The following is a 13,206-nucleotide window of genomic DNA, read 5'->3' on the forward strand; positions in this document are numbered from 1 at the left end:
GTTTATACTGTCAGCGTTTTTCGTTCGGGAAAGGACCCCTGACTGATGCTCGGATCCCACAAGCTTACAGCCCTGTTGCTCTGGATACTGCTGACGCTGATGCTGCTCGGCCTGTTGGTTCAGCTCGACCTGAGCGGTCTGAGCAGACACCAAGGCGCCCTGCTCACAAGCCTCGAGCAGCGCCTGAACCAGCGCCTGAACAAAACAGAGCAACTGCTGCACCACATGGCCACCCTGACAGCCCGAGGCAGCCACAATCTGAGCAGCCTGTCACAGGCTTTGGAAGAGGTCCTGCCACTCTCCCCAGCCATCCACCGTGTCCATCTGCAACAACGGGTCACGGAAGATGAAATCTCGGCCCTTGAACGCCAGATGCGATTGCAGCACCCCGACTTTCTGCTGCACGGCCTCAGTGCCATTACTCCCGCCAATACTGAAACCTCAGGGGTAGCCATCTATCAGCCCGTTATCCTTGCGCTGCCGGCAGGACAGGAAGACCTGCCACCCCTGGGCACAGACCTGAGCCTTATCCCCGCCCTCAAGGCCGCCATCACCACCGCTCACAACCGACAACAGGTCGCCTATTCGGATGTATTCAATCAGGGCCGGGGCGAACCGCTGATTGCTGCCTTTCTGGCTCTGCCGCAAGACCCGTCCCTTCTGTTGTCGGCAGCTCTGCGCGGACGTGACCTGCTCGACACAGAGATACTGCCGCAGGGAAGCCGTGTTAGCCTGACACTGCCGCAGAGCGGCACCCAGACCCTGTGGCAGAATACCGCCTCTGAATCGGTACTGTTTTACCTGCCGCGACAACAGGCCGTGGGCAACAGCCGGCTGCAGCTCGATCTGCTGCTTGAATATCCAGTGCGACTGTCCGACTTCAGCTGGGGGCTGGTACTGATTACCCTGGTTCTCAACACCAGTGGCAGCCTGCTGTTCTACGCCTGGCTGCGCCAGCGCCAGGCCGCCGCCACCAGCCACCTTGAAAAACTTGAAATTCAGCGCCTCAAACAACACCTGCAGACCCATTCGGAAGAGCTACAGCAGCAGCTGCAGGAGAACCAGCGCCTTACCCACCGCATTCTGGATATTCAGGAACGGGAACGGCGCCACCTTGCCCAGGAACTGCACGATGAACTGGGTCAGTGTCTGACCGCGATCCGCACCGATGCACGCATGCTGCTGCAGGATCACCCCGACAGTGGGGACAGCGTTAACCACCACGCCGAAAGCATAGACGCCATCGCACGTCATATTTACGATGTTACCTATGACCTGATGCGCGCACTGCGCCCGACCCTGCTGGATGACCTGGGACTGGTAGACGCTGTACGCGAGTTGGTTCGCAGCCAGCACCTGGAGCGACAGGGGGTTCAGCTGGAGTTGACGCTCAAAGGCGCTCTCAACGATATGGAAGAGCGGCTTAACATCAATCTCTACCGCATGATTCAGGAGGCACTGACCAACATCCAGCGTCATGCCGGCTGTACCGAGGCTCAGATCCGGCTGCAGCGCACTGATGCCGACGAGCCAAGCGACCGGCTGGAGCTGGACGTCAGCGACAACGGCTGTGGTTTCGACACGGCCATCATCAGCCGCAAGGGGCGTTTCGGCGTACTCGGCATGCAGGCTCGCGCCAAGGCACTGGGAGGAGAACTAATCATCGACAGTCAGCCGGGCGGCGGCACCCGGCTACGGCTCAGGATTCCTCTGGCTGCAGCAGTGGCGCCAACCGCTTCCACACCGTCTGCAGCAGGATAGGCTGTGCATCCCTGTTGGGGTGCAGGCCATCACGCTGCATCAGTCGTGGGTCCTGTGCCACACTTTCCAGCAGGAAGGGCACCAGAGGCAGGCCATACTCTTCAGCCAACTGCTGATAGATTTGATAGAACCTTTCTGTATATTGAGGTCCATAGTTAGGGGGCAGGCGTATGCCGATAAGGAGCACCCGTGCATCCGCCGCCTGGCTGAGCTCTATCATCTGGCGCAGATTCTGTTCCAGTATGCGCAATGGCGTACCACGCAGGCCATCATTGGCACCCAGCTCCAGCAGTACCAGATCCGGACGGTAATCCTGCAGCAGCCGGGGCAGCCGACTCAGCCCGCCGCTGCTGGTTTCGCCACTGATACTGGCATTGATCACCCGCCGGTGACTGTCACGCTGTTTCAGTTCCTGCTCCAGCAGGCTGACCCAGCCTTCGCTCTGAGGCATGCCGTAGGCTGCCGACAGGCTGTCCCCAACCACCAGCAGGGTTTTCGCCTGCAGTGGAGTGACCCAAACAAACAGCAACAGCAGACAAGAGACAAAATAACGCATGCAGCACCTCGACAGTGGTAAACCGATTATTGAGGCTCACGATGTCGCAAAAAGTTTCAATACACAAGCAGGAAAGGTCGAGCTGTTTACCGGCCTCAGCCTGAGTGTGGAGGCCGGTGAAAGCCTGGCTATCATCGGTCGTTCGGGGGCGGGAAAGTCGACCCTGTTGAGCCTGCTGGCCGGCCTCGATACCCCGACTTCCGGCCACGTACTGTTCGCCGGTCAGCCGCTGGACCAGCTGGACGACCCCGCACGAGCTGATATCAGACTGCGTCATCTGAGCTTTATATTCCAGTCCTTTCATCTGCTGCCGGAACTGGACGCCCTCGACAATGTGCGTCTGCCACTGGAGATTCAGGGTGCTGCAGATGCCGAACAGCAGGCCCGCCACTGGCTGCAAGAGGTAGGGCTCGGCGCTCGCATGGATCATTATCCGTCGCAACTGTCCGGCGGTGAGCAACAGCGCGTGGCGATCGCGCGTGCATTTGCGACCCGTCCCAGCGTGCTGTTTGCGGATGAGCCCACCGGCAATCTGGATGACGAGACAGGGCACCAGATCATCGAACAGCTGTTCACTCTCAACGCCAGCCAGGGGACCACGTTGATCCTGATCACGCATGACCTTGAGCTGGCACGGCGCTGCCGCCGTCGCCTGCACCTGCACGCCGGTCGACTGGAAGAGGTGACCGAATGAGCCTGCTGCCCCGGCTGGCCCAGCGCCAGCTACGTACCCAGCTGCGCACCACCGAATGGCGTGCCCTACTGTTGGCCACCTGGGTTGCCATTGCACTGACAACGCTGCTCGCGGTACTGGGTGACCGGCTTGAGCGTGGCCTGTTGCGCGAAAGCGCTGCCCTGCTGGGAGCCGATCTTGTGCTGAGCAGCAGCCGTCCGATTACCCCCGAACGGCTGGAGCAGATTGACCTGTCTGACACTCGCCACACACAGGTGATCCAGTTTCCCAGCATGGTGGGGCAGGGCGACGAGTTGATGCTGGTTTCAGTACGCGTACTGAAGTCACCCTACCCCCTGCGTGGCGAACTGGTCACTGAGCCTGCCGGGCAGGACGCCATTCCCGGACCTGGCGAGGCCTGGGCCGAGCCCCGTGTCATGACCCAACTGGGACTTGAGCCGGGCGACCCACTTGAATTCGGCTATGCAAAACTGACGCTCACACACCGGCTGTTGGCCTCACCGGATCGGGGCTCGGGCTTTCGCAGCTTCAGCCCTCATATTCTGGTCAACCACGCCGACCTCGAGGCAAGCGGCGTACTGGCAGAGGGCAGCCGTGCCGACTACCGCCTGCTGATCGCCGGCAACAGCGAACGGATACGCCAGCTTGAGCAACAGCTGCGACCGACCCTTGCCGACCACGAGCGCCTGCATGCACTGCAGGCCGACCAGCCCCTGACCGGCAATGCACTGGGCACTGCACTGCGTTACCTCAAACTCACGGCCCTGATCGCCCTGTTGCTTTCCGCCATGACCATTGTGCTGGCGCTGCGACGCTTCGCGCTCGGTCAGCATACTCGCAGCGCCCTGCTGCTGAATCTGGGGCTGAAACCGGGTCAGCTGGTTCGGCTCTACCTTTATCAGCTGCTGATGGCCTGGGCCGTAACTGCCATTCTCGGTTTTGTTACCGGCTACCTGTTACAGGCCGCCGTATATCAGTGGCTGACCGACCTGCTGCCGCAATCACTGCCCGCAGCCGGATGGCTGCGCTGGCTGACCGGCCCGGTACTGGGGCTGGCACTGCTGGTACTGCTCGGCCTGCCCCCCATTCTGCAACTGGCGCGCATTCCGGTTGCTCACCTTTTGCGGGGTGACCCGCCCCCACGGGATCGAACCGCCATACTGCTGCAGGGATGTTCTGCCCTGCTGCTGATCATCACCCTGTTGACGTTCCTGCAGGCACCGGCAGCGGCACTCAGCCTGCTGCTGTTTCTGCTGATTGGGGGTGCACTGTTCGGCTGGCTGGCACAATGGGCACTGATCGCCAGCGCCAAACCGCTCGCTCGACGCCTGCTTTTGGGACGTCTGTTGTTGATGCGTCTGCGCCAGCAGCGTCAGTGGCACCGGCTGCAGGCCGCCGTGGTCGTTATGCTGCTCACTCTGCTCAGCGTCATCTGGATCAGCCGCTCCGATCTGCTGCAGCAGTGGCAGGCGCAGTTCCCCAGCGACACGCCCAACTATTTCGTGATCAATATTCAGCCCTGGGAAAAGGAGGCGCTGGACCAATTCTTGGCTGAACAGTCGCTGGAAACCGAGCTTTACCCGATGATTCGCGGCCGCTTCACTGAATTGAACGGCGCGCCGGTTCAACCCCAGCTCAACGAGGAACAGCAGTCGCACAACACCCTGCGACGCGAATTGAATCTGAGCTGGAGCACTGAACGCCCTGAACACAATCCACTGCAGGCGGGTGAGTGGTGGACGGCTGACAACACCGAGCCCCTGATCTCCATCGAGCGGGAGATGGCACAGGAGCTGGGGCTTGAGATCGGTGACCGCCTCGGTTTCGATGTTGGCGGGGTGCCGGTAGAGGGGCGCATCAGTAATATTCGCGAGGTGGTCTGGACCTCCTTCCGTCCCAATTTCTACATCATTTTCAGTCCGGGTGCGCTTGAGGGCGCGCCTTCAACATGGATCACCAGCTTCCATCTGCCGTCTGAGCGGCAGCAGGTCTCGCGGCAGCTGTTGCAGCAGTTTCCCTCGCTGACGCTGATCGATATTGACCAACTGTTGTCACAGCTGTCGCAATGGCTGAAGCGGCTGGCCGACAGCTCAGCCCTTATACTGGCGCTGAGCCTGGGCTGTGGCCTTCTGCTGCTGGGCGTCACGCTGCTGCAGGCACTGGAGCAACGCCGCTTTGAATCTGCCCTGCTGCAAACACTGGGTGTTACGGCAGAGCAGGCACGTCGACTTGATCTGCTGGAGTTCCTGCTGATCGGGCTGGTGTGTGGCGTGCTGGCCAGCATCAGTGCCGAAGCCGTGCTGGCCAGCCTGCACCTGTATCTGCTGCAGATCGACCCGCGCCTGCATCCGCTGCTCTGGCTCAGCCTGCCACCACTGGCAGCACTGCTGTTCGTACTGATCGGGCTGCTGATTCGACGACCATTGCGGCTGGACCAATGCTACCGATTGCTGCGCTCCGGTTAGCCGAGCGCAGCAATACCCATACAAAATGAGTGCTTATTACCTTTGGCTATAAAAAAACCAATCCTTGAGCTATAATCGCCAACCCCATACTGATCATTAATTAAACAGTTCTATTGGATAAGGGTGAAACATGGCTCATCATGACGAAAATTTTCGTGACGGCGCCGGCTATGGCTGGATTCTGATCAACCTGGTTGCATTGGCCTGGGTCACCATGCCGGTAAGCATCGTGTTGACCAAGGTGGTTCAGTGGTAAGCACCGGATTGGCCGCATGAGCTCGCTCAAGATCGGTGAGCTGGCGCGCCGTTCAGGCCTCAGCGTCGAGACCCTCAGGTACTACGAGCGCCGGGGCCTGATCCCGCATCCCGAACGCCTGCCTTCGGGCTATCGCGTTTATCCCCCTGCCATCCTGCAACGACTCGCCTTCATCCGCCGTTGCAAGGCACTGGGTTTTACCCTTGAAGAAACGCTGGACCTGTTGCAACTACAGCAACACCCCGAGCTGGAATCGGCTGCCGTGAAACAGCGGGTCGAACAGCGCATTGTCGATATCCGCAGCAAGGTGCGTGATCTGCAGCAGATACTGGCGGCGCTGGAAGGCCTTTCCGCCCTGTGTGACGGAAAGGGATCAGCCGCAGACTGCCCTATTCTGGCCTTTCTGGAGCAGGAGAGCGACGCCCCCCGGCCCTGCCCACAGGATGCAGACAAGACCAGACGCTGATATCACCGCTTGAGGGTCTGGACCCCGTCCGGCGTCCCCATCAGAACCAGGTCGGCTCCGCGACAGGCAAACAGGCCGTTGGTCACTACACCGACAATATTGTTCAGTTGCACTTCCAGCGCTTTCGGGTCCAGAATTTCCAGATCGTGCAGATCAAGAATCACATTACCGTTGTCGGTCACACAGCCTTCACGGTACACGGGCTGACCGCCCAATGCCGCCAGCTGGCGCCCCACATACGAACGCGCCATGGGAATCACCTCCACCGGCAGCGGGAAGGCCCCGAGCAGGTCAACCTGCTTGGACTGATCCACGATACAGACAAACTCCTTTGCTACCGCCGCAACAATTTTCTCCCGTGTCAGCGCGCCACCACCGCCCTTGATCAGATTCATGTAGGGATCGAATTCGTCAGCACCGTCAACGTAGAACTCCATCTGGCTGACCGAGTTAAGATCCAGCACTTCAATGCCGTGCCCGCGCAGGCGCTCGGCGGTAGCCTCAGAGCTGGCGACGGCTGCCGCAAAGCGGTCTTTCACCTGCGCCAGTGCGTCGATGAAACAGTTGGCCGTAGAACCGGTGCCGACGCCAACGATGCTGTCATCCCGCAGGCGGGGTTTAATGTAGTCAACGGCTGCCTGCGCCACCGCCAGTTTCATCTTTTCCTGTGTCATCTTTGTGCCCGTCGCTGATTCAAACTGAATTCAGATTATAGCAACCCGGAGTTGCCCTTGTAGACGCTGGACGGTCAAGTCGATACCATTCTCTGATTCTGCGCCCTTGCGGGCCACCCGAACCGATGCTGATACCTGTCCCTATGCCACACCGATATATCAAGAAAATTCTCGAAGCGCGCGTCTATGATGCCGCCGTCGAAACCCCTCTGGATGACGCGCGCGGCCTGTCCGAACGTCTTGGCAACCGAGTGTTGCTCAAGCGTGAAGACGAGCAACCAGTCTACTCCTTCAAACTGCGCGGCGCCTACAACAAGATGGTGCAGCTCACCGACGAGGAGAAAGCGCGCGGCGTGATTACCGCCTCTGCCGGCAACCACGCACAGGGGGTTGCCATGGCGGCCCGTTTGCTCGGGGTCAAGGCAACCATCGTGATGCCGCGCACCACACCGGATGTAAAGGTGAACAACGTGCGCCGCCTTGGTGGCAAAGCGGTTCTGATCGGGGATGCCTTTGACGATGCTCGCCGCCACTCGGAAAAACTGATGGCTGAAAAGGGGCTGGTCTATGTTCACCCCTATGACGACCCTGAGGTGATTGCGGGCCAGGGCACCATTGCCATGGAGATTCTGCGTCAGGAAAGTGGTCATATCGATGCGATCTTCGTACCGGTAGGCGGTGGTGGACTGATCGCCGGCGTTGCCGCCTACGTCAAGTACCTGCGCCCGGAAACACGCGTAATCGGAGTTGAATCGGTCGAATCCGCCTGCCTTGCACTGGCAAAGGAGAAAGGCGAACGTGCGATCCTCGATCAAGTTGGCATTTTTGCCGATGGCGTGGCCGTTGCCCAGATCGGCGAGCACACCTGGGAAATCTGCAAGGACCATGTGGACGAAGTGATCACCGTCTCGATCGACGAGATCTGTGCCGCCATCAAGGATATTTTCGATGACACCCGCTCGGTCTGTGAGCCGGCAGGCGCGCTGGGCGTGGCCGGGCTGAAGAAATATGTTGCCCGTGAGGGCGTCAGTGGCCAGACCCTGATCGCCATCGATTCTGGCGCCAATGTAAATTTTGACCGCCTGCGTCATATCGCCGAGCGCTCGGAGCTGGGCGAAAAGCGTGAAGCGATCATTGCCGCCAAAATCCCGGAGCGTCCCGGCAGCTTCAAGAAGTTCTGTACGGTGCTGGGCAAGCGCAACATCACGGAATTCAACTACCGCTACAGCGATGATGATCAGGCGATCGTCTTTGCCGGCGTTCAGATACGGCCCAACAATGACGGTCGCGAAGAACTGCTGGCAGAGCTGCGCGAGCATCTGGATGAGGTGGTCGATCTCACCGACGACGAGACCGCCAAGCTGCATGTGCGCTACATGGTGGGCGGCCACGCGCCGGCCAGTGTGGACAACGAAGCGGTGTTTCGGTTTGAGTTTCCCGAACGGCCCGGCGCCCTGATGAAATTTCTCAGCAAGCTGGGCGGACGCTGGAACATCTCCATGTTCCATTACCGCAACCATGGCGCCGCCTATGGGCGGGTACTGGTTGGCATGCAGGTTCCTCTGGCCGAGCGCACCCAGGTGACCCGTTTTCTCGAAGAGATCGGTTACACCTGGTATGACGAGTCCGACAACCCCGCCTATCAGCTATTTCTGGGCTGAGCCCGTTCGCACCACCGGACTCGGTCCCACCGGCCGATCCGGTGTCTCCGGCGAGACATCATATACCTCACGCGTCAATGCCTGCAGGGTAAACAGCGCCAGCGATACCAGTCCCCAGCTCAGCCCCAACACCACACCCGCATCCACAATCCCGCGCCAGGGCTGTTCCAGCAGTCGCACCAGCAGTATCAACAGCACAATGCCACCGCTGAGGCAGATGGTGATAATCTGCCGACGCCGCAGGGCATGAAAAAATCCCATGCAGAACAGCGGTGCCAGCAGCAGTCGCAGCGGCGTAACATGGCCTTTCAGGTAGCGGATTCGCGCGGCCGTGCGGGGTGAAAAGTTCTGCTGAAAGCCACGGTAGCCCTCTGCAAATCCCATGAAGCCCAGGCACAGTACCAGCGCCACCCAGTGATACCAGTCAAAGCTGTCCAGCGGCACATCCAGCGCCATGCTGCCAAGGCGCCAGACGGCACTGCCCAGCAGAAGGCAGATGCCGGCAAAGCCCCAGAGTGCTGCGATTACTCCGAGCATTTTGTCTCTCTGTCGGATTCAAAAGGAGGGGCATTATAGCCTGAACCACCCGGTGACAGAAAACAGCAACGAACGGGCGGTTTTCCACCCATTTCACCGATGACAACGGGTGGCTCTCCGCCCATCTGACGGTTTACCAGATCACCTGCCCCTCTCCCACCCCCCCGGAAAAGGTTGTTTGCCGCAAGTTGGCACGGAGCCTGCTTTACAGCTGTTACACGGCGCGGGCTGGCATCAGCCACCGCCGGATACAACAACAAGTAAAGGTACATCCATGGCGACCTACAACACATTGCTGTTCGCGACCGACTTCTCGGAAGGGGCGGAAAAGGCCGTAGAACATGCCCGCACCCTCGCCACACTGACCGGAGCACGACTCCACCTGCTGCATGTGATCACGGAGCTGTCCGACCAGCGCCGCAAGCGCATTCCTGCTGACGTGATCGACACCTTTATCCACGAGGTCACCCAGGTGGCCAACACGGATATGGAAGCCTTCTGCCAGCGGCACTTTGCCAATGCCGAATCTCAGGGCATTCAGCTGACCCATGCGGTGGTGTTCGGCAGTGGTTACACCGACATCATCGAGGCCGCCAAACAGCTGGGTGCCGACATGATCATTCTGGGTACCCACGGCAAGACCGGTATCGAAAAAATACTGGTCGGCTCTACAGCCGAGCGCGTGGTACGCCACTCCCCCATTCCCGTTTTGACCGTCAGGTCCTGAGCCTGATCAGGTCACCGGAGTACACCCGCAAGACAACAAGCAATACAACAGGAGAAATACAATAATGAATATTCTGTCCAAGAAATCACTGATTGCCGGCTGCATTGGTGCTGTCATGGCGACCACCGCAGCATTCGCCGAAGATCGCAGCGATTGGCCCAGCAGTATTACGGTGGGCACCGCCAGCCAGGGTGGCACTTACTACATCTATGGCGCCGGCTGGGCCAACATGGTCGGTGAAGCCCTGGGTATCTCGGCCGGTGCAGAAGTGACCGGCGGCCCGGTTCAGAACGCGACCCTGGTACAGATGGGCGAGCACGCCTTCGGTATGGTGACCACCGGGCCGCTGGTCGCTGCCCTGCAGGGCAAGAGCGCTCTGGCACCGGGCATGTCCCACGAAGATGTCCGCGCCGTATTCCCGATGTATCAGACCACTCTCCAGATCATCGCCCTCAAGAGCTCCGGCATCGACTCAGTGGATGATCTGGATGGCAAGACCGTCGGCGTCGGCCCTGCTGGTGGTACTGCCGACATGTACCACCCGGAGCTGTTCAAGAAGCTGGGCCTGAGCGTCAAAACCCGCAACGGGGGTGCTGCCGATCAGGCAGGCCAGCTGCAGGATGGTCTGATTGACGCCTTTGCCTTCGCGGCCGGCGTGCCGATCTCGGCCTTCAACCAGCTGGAAGCCCAGGCCGATGTAAACATCTTCTCCTACTCGCCGAAGAACATCGAAAAGATCGCAGCCGATTACCCTGAGCTGAGTGCCGGTACCATTCCTGCCTCTGTTTACTCTTCACTGGATGAAGATGTATCCGCGCTGTCACTGTGGAACTTTGCCATCACCCATAAGGACATGCCGGAGTCGCTGGTATACGGCGTAACCAAGACCGTGATGGAAAACAACGACCGCATGCTGCAGATCCATGGTGCGGCCAAGGAAACCCTGCCGGAGAACTACAAGTACAACACCATCGTGCCCTGGCACACCGGTGCAGTCCGCTGGTTCGAAGAGAACGGCTATGAAATCCCGGCAAACATGAAGGACTGATCCGCTCAATAGGGACGTTTGCCCGCGCTGCCGGACCACTGGCCGGCAGCGCTCAACATGGCTTAATGCAGGTCCATATAACATGACAGACAAAACTCCGGCATCCGCCGATGCCGCAGCAGACAAAATCGGCGCAGAAGGCGTAGCCGATGTTCCGCTTGGTCATAACGAGCGGGATCTGAGTGGCGCAGTTGGCAAGATCATTTTCTTCACCTGTGTGTGCTACACACTGCTGCACCTCTACGCATTGAACGTATCCCCCATCGAAACCTGGGCATTCCGCATCATCCATGTCGCTGGCGGCCTGGTGGTGGGGTTTGCACTGATCGCAGCCTTTACCCTCGACCGGCAGACACAGCCGGCCCCCTTGTCACCCCTGCACTGGGCCGCACGCGTGCCAACCAGTCTGGCCATCGTTCTGGCCGCCGCAGGCATCGCCTATGCGTGGTTCAGTCGTATGGTGCTGGGTGAATTGCCGCCCAACTGGCTGCTGCCGCAGGTGGCATGGGCGCTGGCACTCGGCACAGGTGCCGCCGTCATCAGCAGCTGGATCTGGCGCACCGGCCATAACCGGCAGATTTTCTGGGCTGACCGGGTACTGATGCTGTCTGCCATTGTTGTTGCGGCCTATCTGTTGTTTGTACTGGGACGCTGGCGTATGGCCGCAGGCACACCGATGGCGGGCCAGACCGAGTTCCTGGTGGCTCTTGCCGGTGTCGTCCTGATCATGGAGCTGACGCGGCGTGTCGCCGGTCTGGCACTGATCATCATCACGGCGGTATTTCTGGCCTACGCCTTTGCCGGCCCCTGGCTGCCGGGTATTCTGGAGCACCGCGGCTACTCCATGCAGCGATTCTTCACCTACATCTACACCGATAACGGCATTCTCGGCCCAACCACTGCGGTATCATCCACCTACATCATTCTGTTCATCACCTTCGCCGCCTTTTTGCAGGCATCACGCGTGGGTGACTACTTCGTCAATTTCGCCTTTGCCGCGGCCGGTCGCGCTCGTGGCGGTCCAGCCAAGGTTGCCGTATTTGCATCCGGCCTGATGGGCATGATCAACGGTACCTCTGCGGGCAACGTGGTGGCCACCGGCAGTTTGACCATCCCGCTGATGAAAAAGGTCGGTTACCACCCGCGCAGTGCCGGCGGTATCGAAGCCGCCGCCTCCACCGGTGGCCAGATCGTCCCCCCCATCATGGGTGCCGGTGCCTTCATCATGGCTGAGGTGACCGGTATTGCCTATACCGATATCGCCATTGCCGCCCTGATTCCGGCCGCACTGTATTTCCTGTCGATCTATTTCATGGTTGATCTGGAAGCCCGTCGGGAGGGGATGTCCGGCCTGTCGAAAGACCAGCTGCCGGTGTTCAAAGAGATGATCAAACAGGTGTACCTGTTCCTGCCGATCATTATTCTGGTGTCTACGCTGTTCATGGGTTACTCGGTTATCCGGGCCGGTACACTGGCGATGGTCAGTGCAGCCGTTGTCTCCTGGCTGACCCCCTACCGCATGGGCATCAGGGCACTGCTGGAAGCCCTGTCGCTGGGTGCGCGCATGGCCATTCCATTGATCGCGGTCTGTGCCTGCGCCGGTATCATTGTCGGCGTTATCAGCCTGACCGGAGTGGGTGCCCGCTTCGCCTCCATGCTGCTGGGCATTGCGGATGCGAGCCATATGCTGGCGCTGTTCTTCGCCATGTGCATCAGCATTCTGCTGGGCATGGGCATGCCGACAACCGCTGCCTATGCCGTTGCCGCTTCGGTGGTGGCACCGGGCCTGCAGCAGATCGGTATTCCACCACTGGTGGCACACTTCTTTGTGTTCTATTACGCGGTGCTGTCAGCCATTACCCCTCCCGTGGCACTGGCAGGCTACGCAGCGGCCGCGATTTCGGGTACCGATCCGCTGAAAACAGCCGTCACTTCATTCAAGTTCGGTCTGGCAGCCTTCATCGTTCCGTTCATGTTCTTCTACAGCCCGGCACTGCTGATGCAGGGCAGCTGGGGCGAAGTCCTGCGGGTATTCATTACCGCTTCGGTGGGCATCTATCTGCTGGCCGCCGCGATTCAGGGCTGGTTCCTGAATGGCAGTGTCAACAGTATCCAGCGAGGCATGCTGCTGACAGCAGCCCTGGCGATGATCGCCGGTGGCCTGCTCACCGACGCGATCGGCGTTGGCCTGAGTGTACTGGTGCTGTTCTGGCAGCTGGCGATACGTCGTACCGCTTTGGCGAGCTAGACCTCTGTTATGATACTCAAGGGCGTCCTGTTCAGGGCGCCTTTTTTCGTTTCAGGGCTCAACGCTCATAAGCAGTTGTGTTAACAGGCCTGAAGTTGATCCGGATCTGTAGC

General features: G+C 59.8%; 12 protein-coding genes. 9 read left to right on the plus strand and 3 right to left on the minus strand.

The window, feature by feature from the left end:
• The first annotated feature begins 45 nt into the window (after positions 1-45).
• Complete coding sequence (locus ABIE60_RS11910) at positions 46-1,761, plus strand: sensor histidine kinase (RefSeq protein ID WP_354469595.1); 1,716 nt, start codon at positions 46-48, stop codon at positions 1,759-1,761.
• Here ABIE60_RS11910 and ABIE60_RS11915 read toward each other — a convergent pair.
• A complete protein-coding gene (locus ABIE60_RS11915; protein ID WP_354469596.1) occupies positions 1,700-2,317 on the minus strand; it encodes an arylesterase in 618 nt (205 codons plus the stop codon). The genes ABIE60_RS11910 and ABIE60_RS11915 overlap by 62 nt on opposite strands.
• Here ABIE60_RS11915 and ABIE60_RS11920 point away from each other — a divergent pair.
• The 4 genes from ABIE60_RS11920 to ABIE60_RS11935 all read left to right on the plus strand — a co-directional run bounded on the left by ABIE60_RS11920 (position 2,316) and on the right by ABIE60_RS11935 (position 6,198).
• A complete protein-coding gene (locus tag ABIE60_RS11920) occupies positions 2,316-3,011 on the plus strand; it encodes an ABC transporter ATP-binding protein (protein WP_354469597.1) in 696 nt (231 codons plus the stop codon). The genes ABIE60_RS11915 and ABIE60_RS11920 overlap by 2 nt on opposite strands.
• Complete coding sequence (locus tag ABIE60_RS11925) at positions 3,008-5,476, plus strand: ABC transporter permease (RefSeq protein ID WP_354469598.1); 2,469 nt, start codon at positions 3,008-3,010, stop codon at positions 5,474-5,476. Before ABIE60_RS11920 ends, ABIE60_RS11925 begins: the two co-directional genes overlap by 4 nt.
• Before the next feature lie 130 nt (positions 5,477-5,606).
• Complete coding sequence (locus tag ABIE60_RS11930) at positions 5,607-5,732, plus strand: hypothetical protein (protein ID WP_354469599.1); 126 nt, start codon at positions 5,607-5,609, stop codon at positions 5,730-5,732.
• A gap of 16 nt (positions 5,733-5,748) precedes the next feature.
• On the plus strand, positions 5,749-6,198 hold the full coding sequence (locus tag ABIE60_RS11935) for a heavy metal-responsive transcriptional regulator (protein ID WP_354469600.1): 450 nt from the start codon (positions 5,749-5,751) through the stop codon (positions 6,196-6,198).
• A 2-nt stretch (positions 6,199-6,200) separates the two neighbouring features.
• Here ABIE60_RS11935 and rpiA read toward each other — a convergent pair whose 3' ends face one another.
• On the minus strand, positions 6,201-6,872 hold the full coding sequence (gene rpiA / locus ABIE60_RS11940) for a ribose-5-phosphate isomerase RpiA (protein ID WP_354469601.1): 672 nt from the start codon (positions 6,870-6,872) through the stop codon (positions 6,201-6,203).
• Positions 6,873-7,015: 143 nt separating this feature from the next.
• Between rpiA and ilvA the strand changes: the two genes are divergently transcribed.
• Positions 7,016-8,533, plus strand: coding sequence for a threonine ammonia-lyase, biosynthetic (gene ilvA / locus ABIE60_RS11945; RefSeq protein WP_354469602.1), 1,518 nt, complete (start codon positions 7,016-7,018; stop codon positions 8,531-8,533).
• Here ilvA and ABIE60_RS11950 read toward each other — a convergent pair.
• Positions 8,519-9,070, minus strand: a complete 552-nt coding sequence (locus tag ABIE60_RS11950; RefSeq protein ID WP_354469603.1) for a hypothetical protein — start codon at positions 9,068-9,070, stop codon at positions 8,519-8,521. The two genes, ilvA and ABIE60_RS11950, sit on opposite strands and share 15 nt — an antisense overlap.
• A 274-nt stretch (positions 9,071-9,344) precedes the next feature.
• Here ABIE60_RS11950 and ABIE60_RS11955 point away from each other — a divergent pair, with 274 nt between their 5' ends.
• From ABIE60_RS11955 to ABIE60_RS11965, 3 genes are all read left to right on the plus strand, one after another.
• Positions 9,345-9,797: a universal stress protein gene (locus tag ABIE60_RS11955; RefSeq protein ID WP_354469604.1), complete on the plus strand. Its 453-nt coding sequence runs from the start codon at positions 9,345-9,347 to the stop codon at positions 9,795-9,797.
• 64 nt (positions 9,798-9,861) lie between these two features.
• The gene (locus ABIE60_RS11960) at positions 9,862-10,845 is read left to right on the plus strand and encodes a TAXI family TRAP transporter solute-binding subunit (protein WP_354469606.1); all 984 of its coding nucleotides are present in this window, start codon (positions 9,862-9,864) and stop codon (positions 10,843-10,845) included.
• A gap of 82 nt (positions 10,846-10,927) precedes the next feature.
• Entirely contained in the window at positions 10,928-13,093 is a 2,166-nt protein-coding gene (locus tag ABIE60_RS11965) for a TRAP transporter fused permease subunit (protein WP_354469607.1), read from the plus strand.
• Positions 13,094-13,206 lie beyond the last annotated feature (113 nt).

Origin of the sequence: Marinobacterium sp. MBR-109, assembly GCF_040547565.1 — a bacterium.
Lineage (GTDB): Bacteria > Pseudomonadota > Gammaproteobacteria > Pseudomonadales > Balneatricaceae > Marinobacterium.

Bases quoted from the DNA above. Each gene is read 5' to 3' on its own strand.
- ABIE60_RS11950 (WP_354469603.1), bottom strand. From the start codon at position 9,070: ATGCTCGGAGTAATCGCAGCACTCTGGGGCTTTGCCGGCATCTGCCTT.
- ABIE60_RS11935 (WP_354469600.1), top strand. From the start codon at position 5,749: ATGAGCTCGCTCAAGATCGGTGAGCTGGCGCGCCGTTCAGGCCTCAGC.
- ABIE60_RS11930 (WP_354469599.1), top strand. From the start codon at position 5,607: ATGGCTCATCATGACGAAAATTTTCGTGACGGCGCCGGCTATGGCTGG.
- ABIE60_RS11965 (WP_354469607.1), top strand. From the start codon at position 10,928: ATGACAGACAAAACTCCGGCATCCGCCGATGCCGCAGCAGACAAAATC.
- ABIE60_RS11925 (WP_354469598.1), top strand. From the start codon at position 3,008: ATGAGCCTGCTGCCCCGGCTGGCCCAGCGCCAGCTACGTACCCAGCTG.
- ABIE60_RS11955 (WP_354469604.1), top strand. From the start codon at position 9,345: ATGGCGACCTACAACACATTGCTGTTCGCGACCGACTTCTCGGAAGGG.
- ilvA (WP_354469602.1), top strand. From the start codon at position 7,016: ATGCCACACCGATATATCAAGAAAATTCTCGAAGCGCGCGTCTATGAT.
- ABIE60_RS11960 (WP_354469606.1), top strand. From the start codon at position 9,862: ATGAATATTCTGTCCAAGAAATCACTGATTGCCGGCTGCATTGGTGCT.
- ABIE60_RS11920 (WP_354469597.1), top strand. From the start codon at position 2,316: ATGCAGCACCTCGACAGTGGTAAACCGATTATTGAGGCTCACGATGTC.
- ABIE60_RS11915 (WP_354469596.1), bottom strand. From the start codon at position 2,317: ATGCGTTATTTTGTCTCTTGTCTGCTGTTGCTGTTTGTTTGGGTCACT.
- ABIE60_RS11910 (WP_354469595.1), top strand. From the start codon at position 46: ATGCTCGGATCCCACAAGCTTACAGCCCTGTTGCTCTGGATACTGCTG.
- rpiA (WP_354469601.1), bottom strand. From the start codon at position 6,872: ATGACACAGGAAAAGATGAAACTGGCGGTGGCGCAGGCAGCCGTTGAC.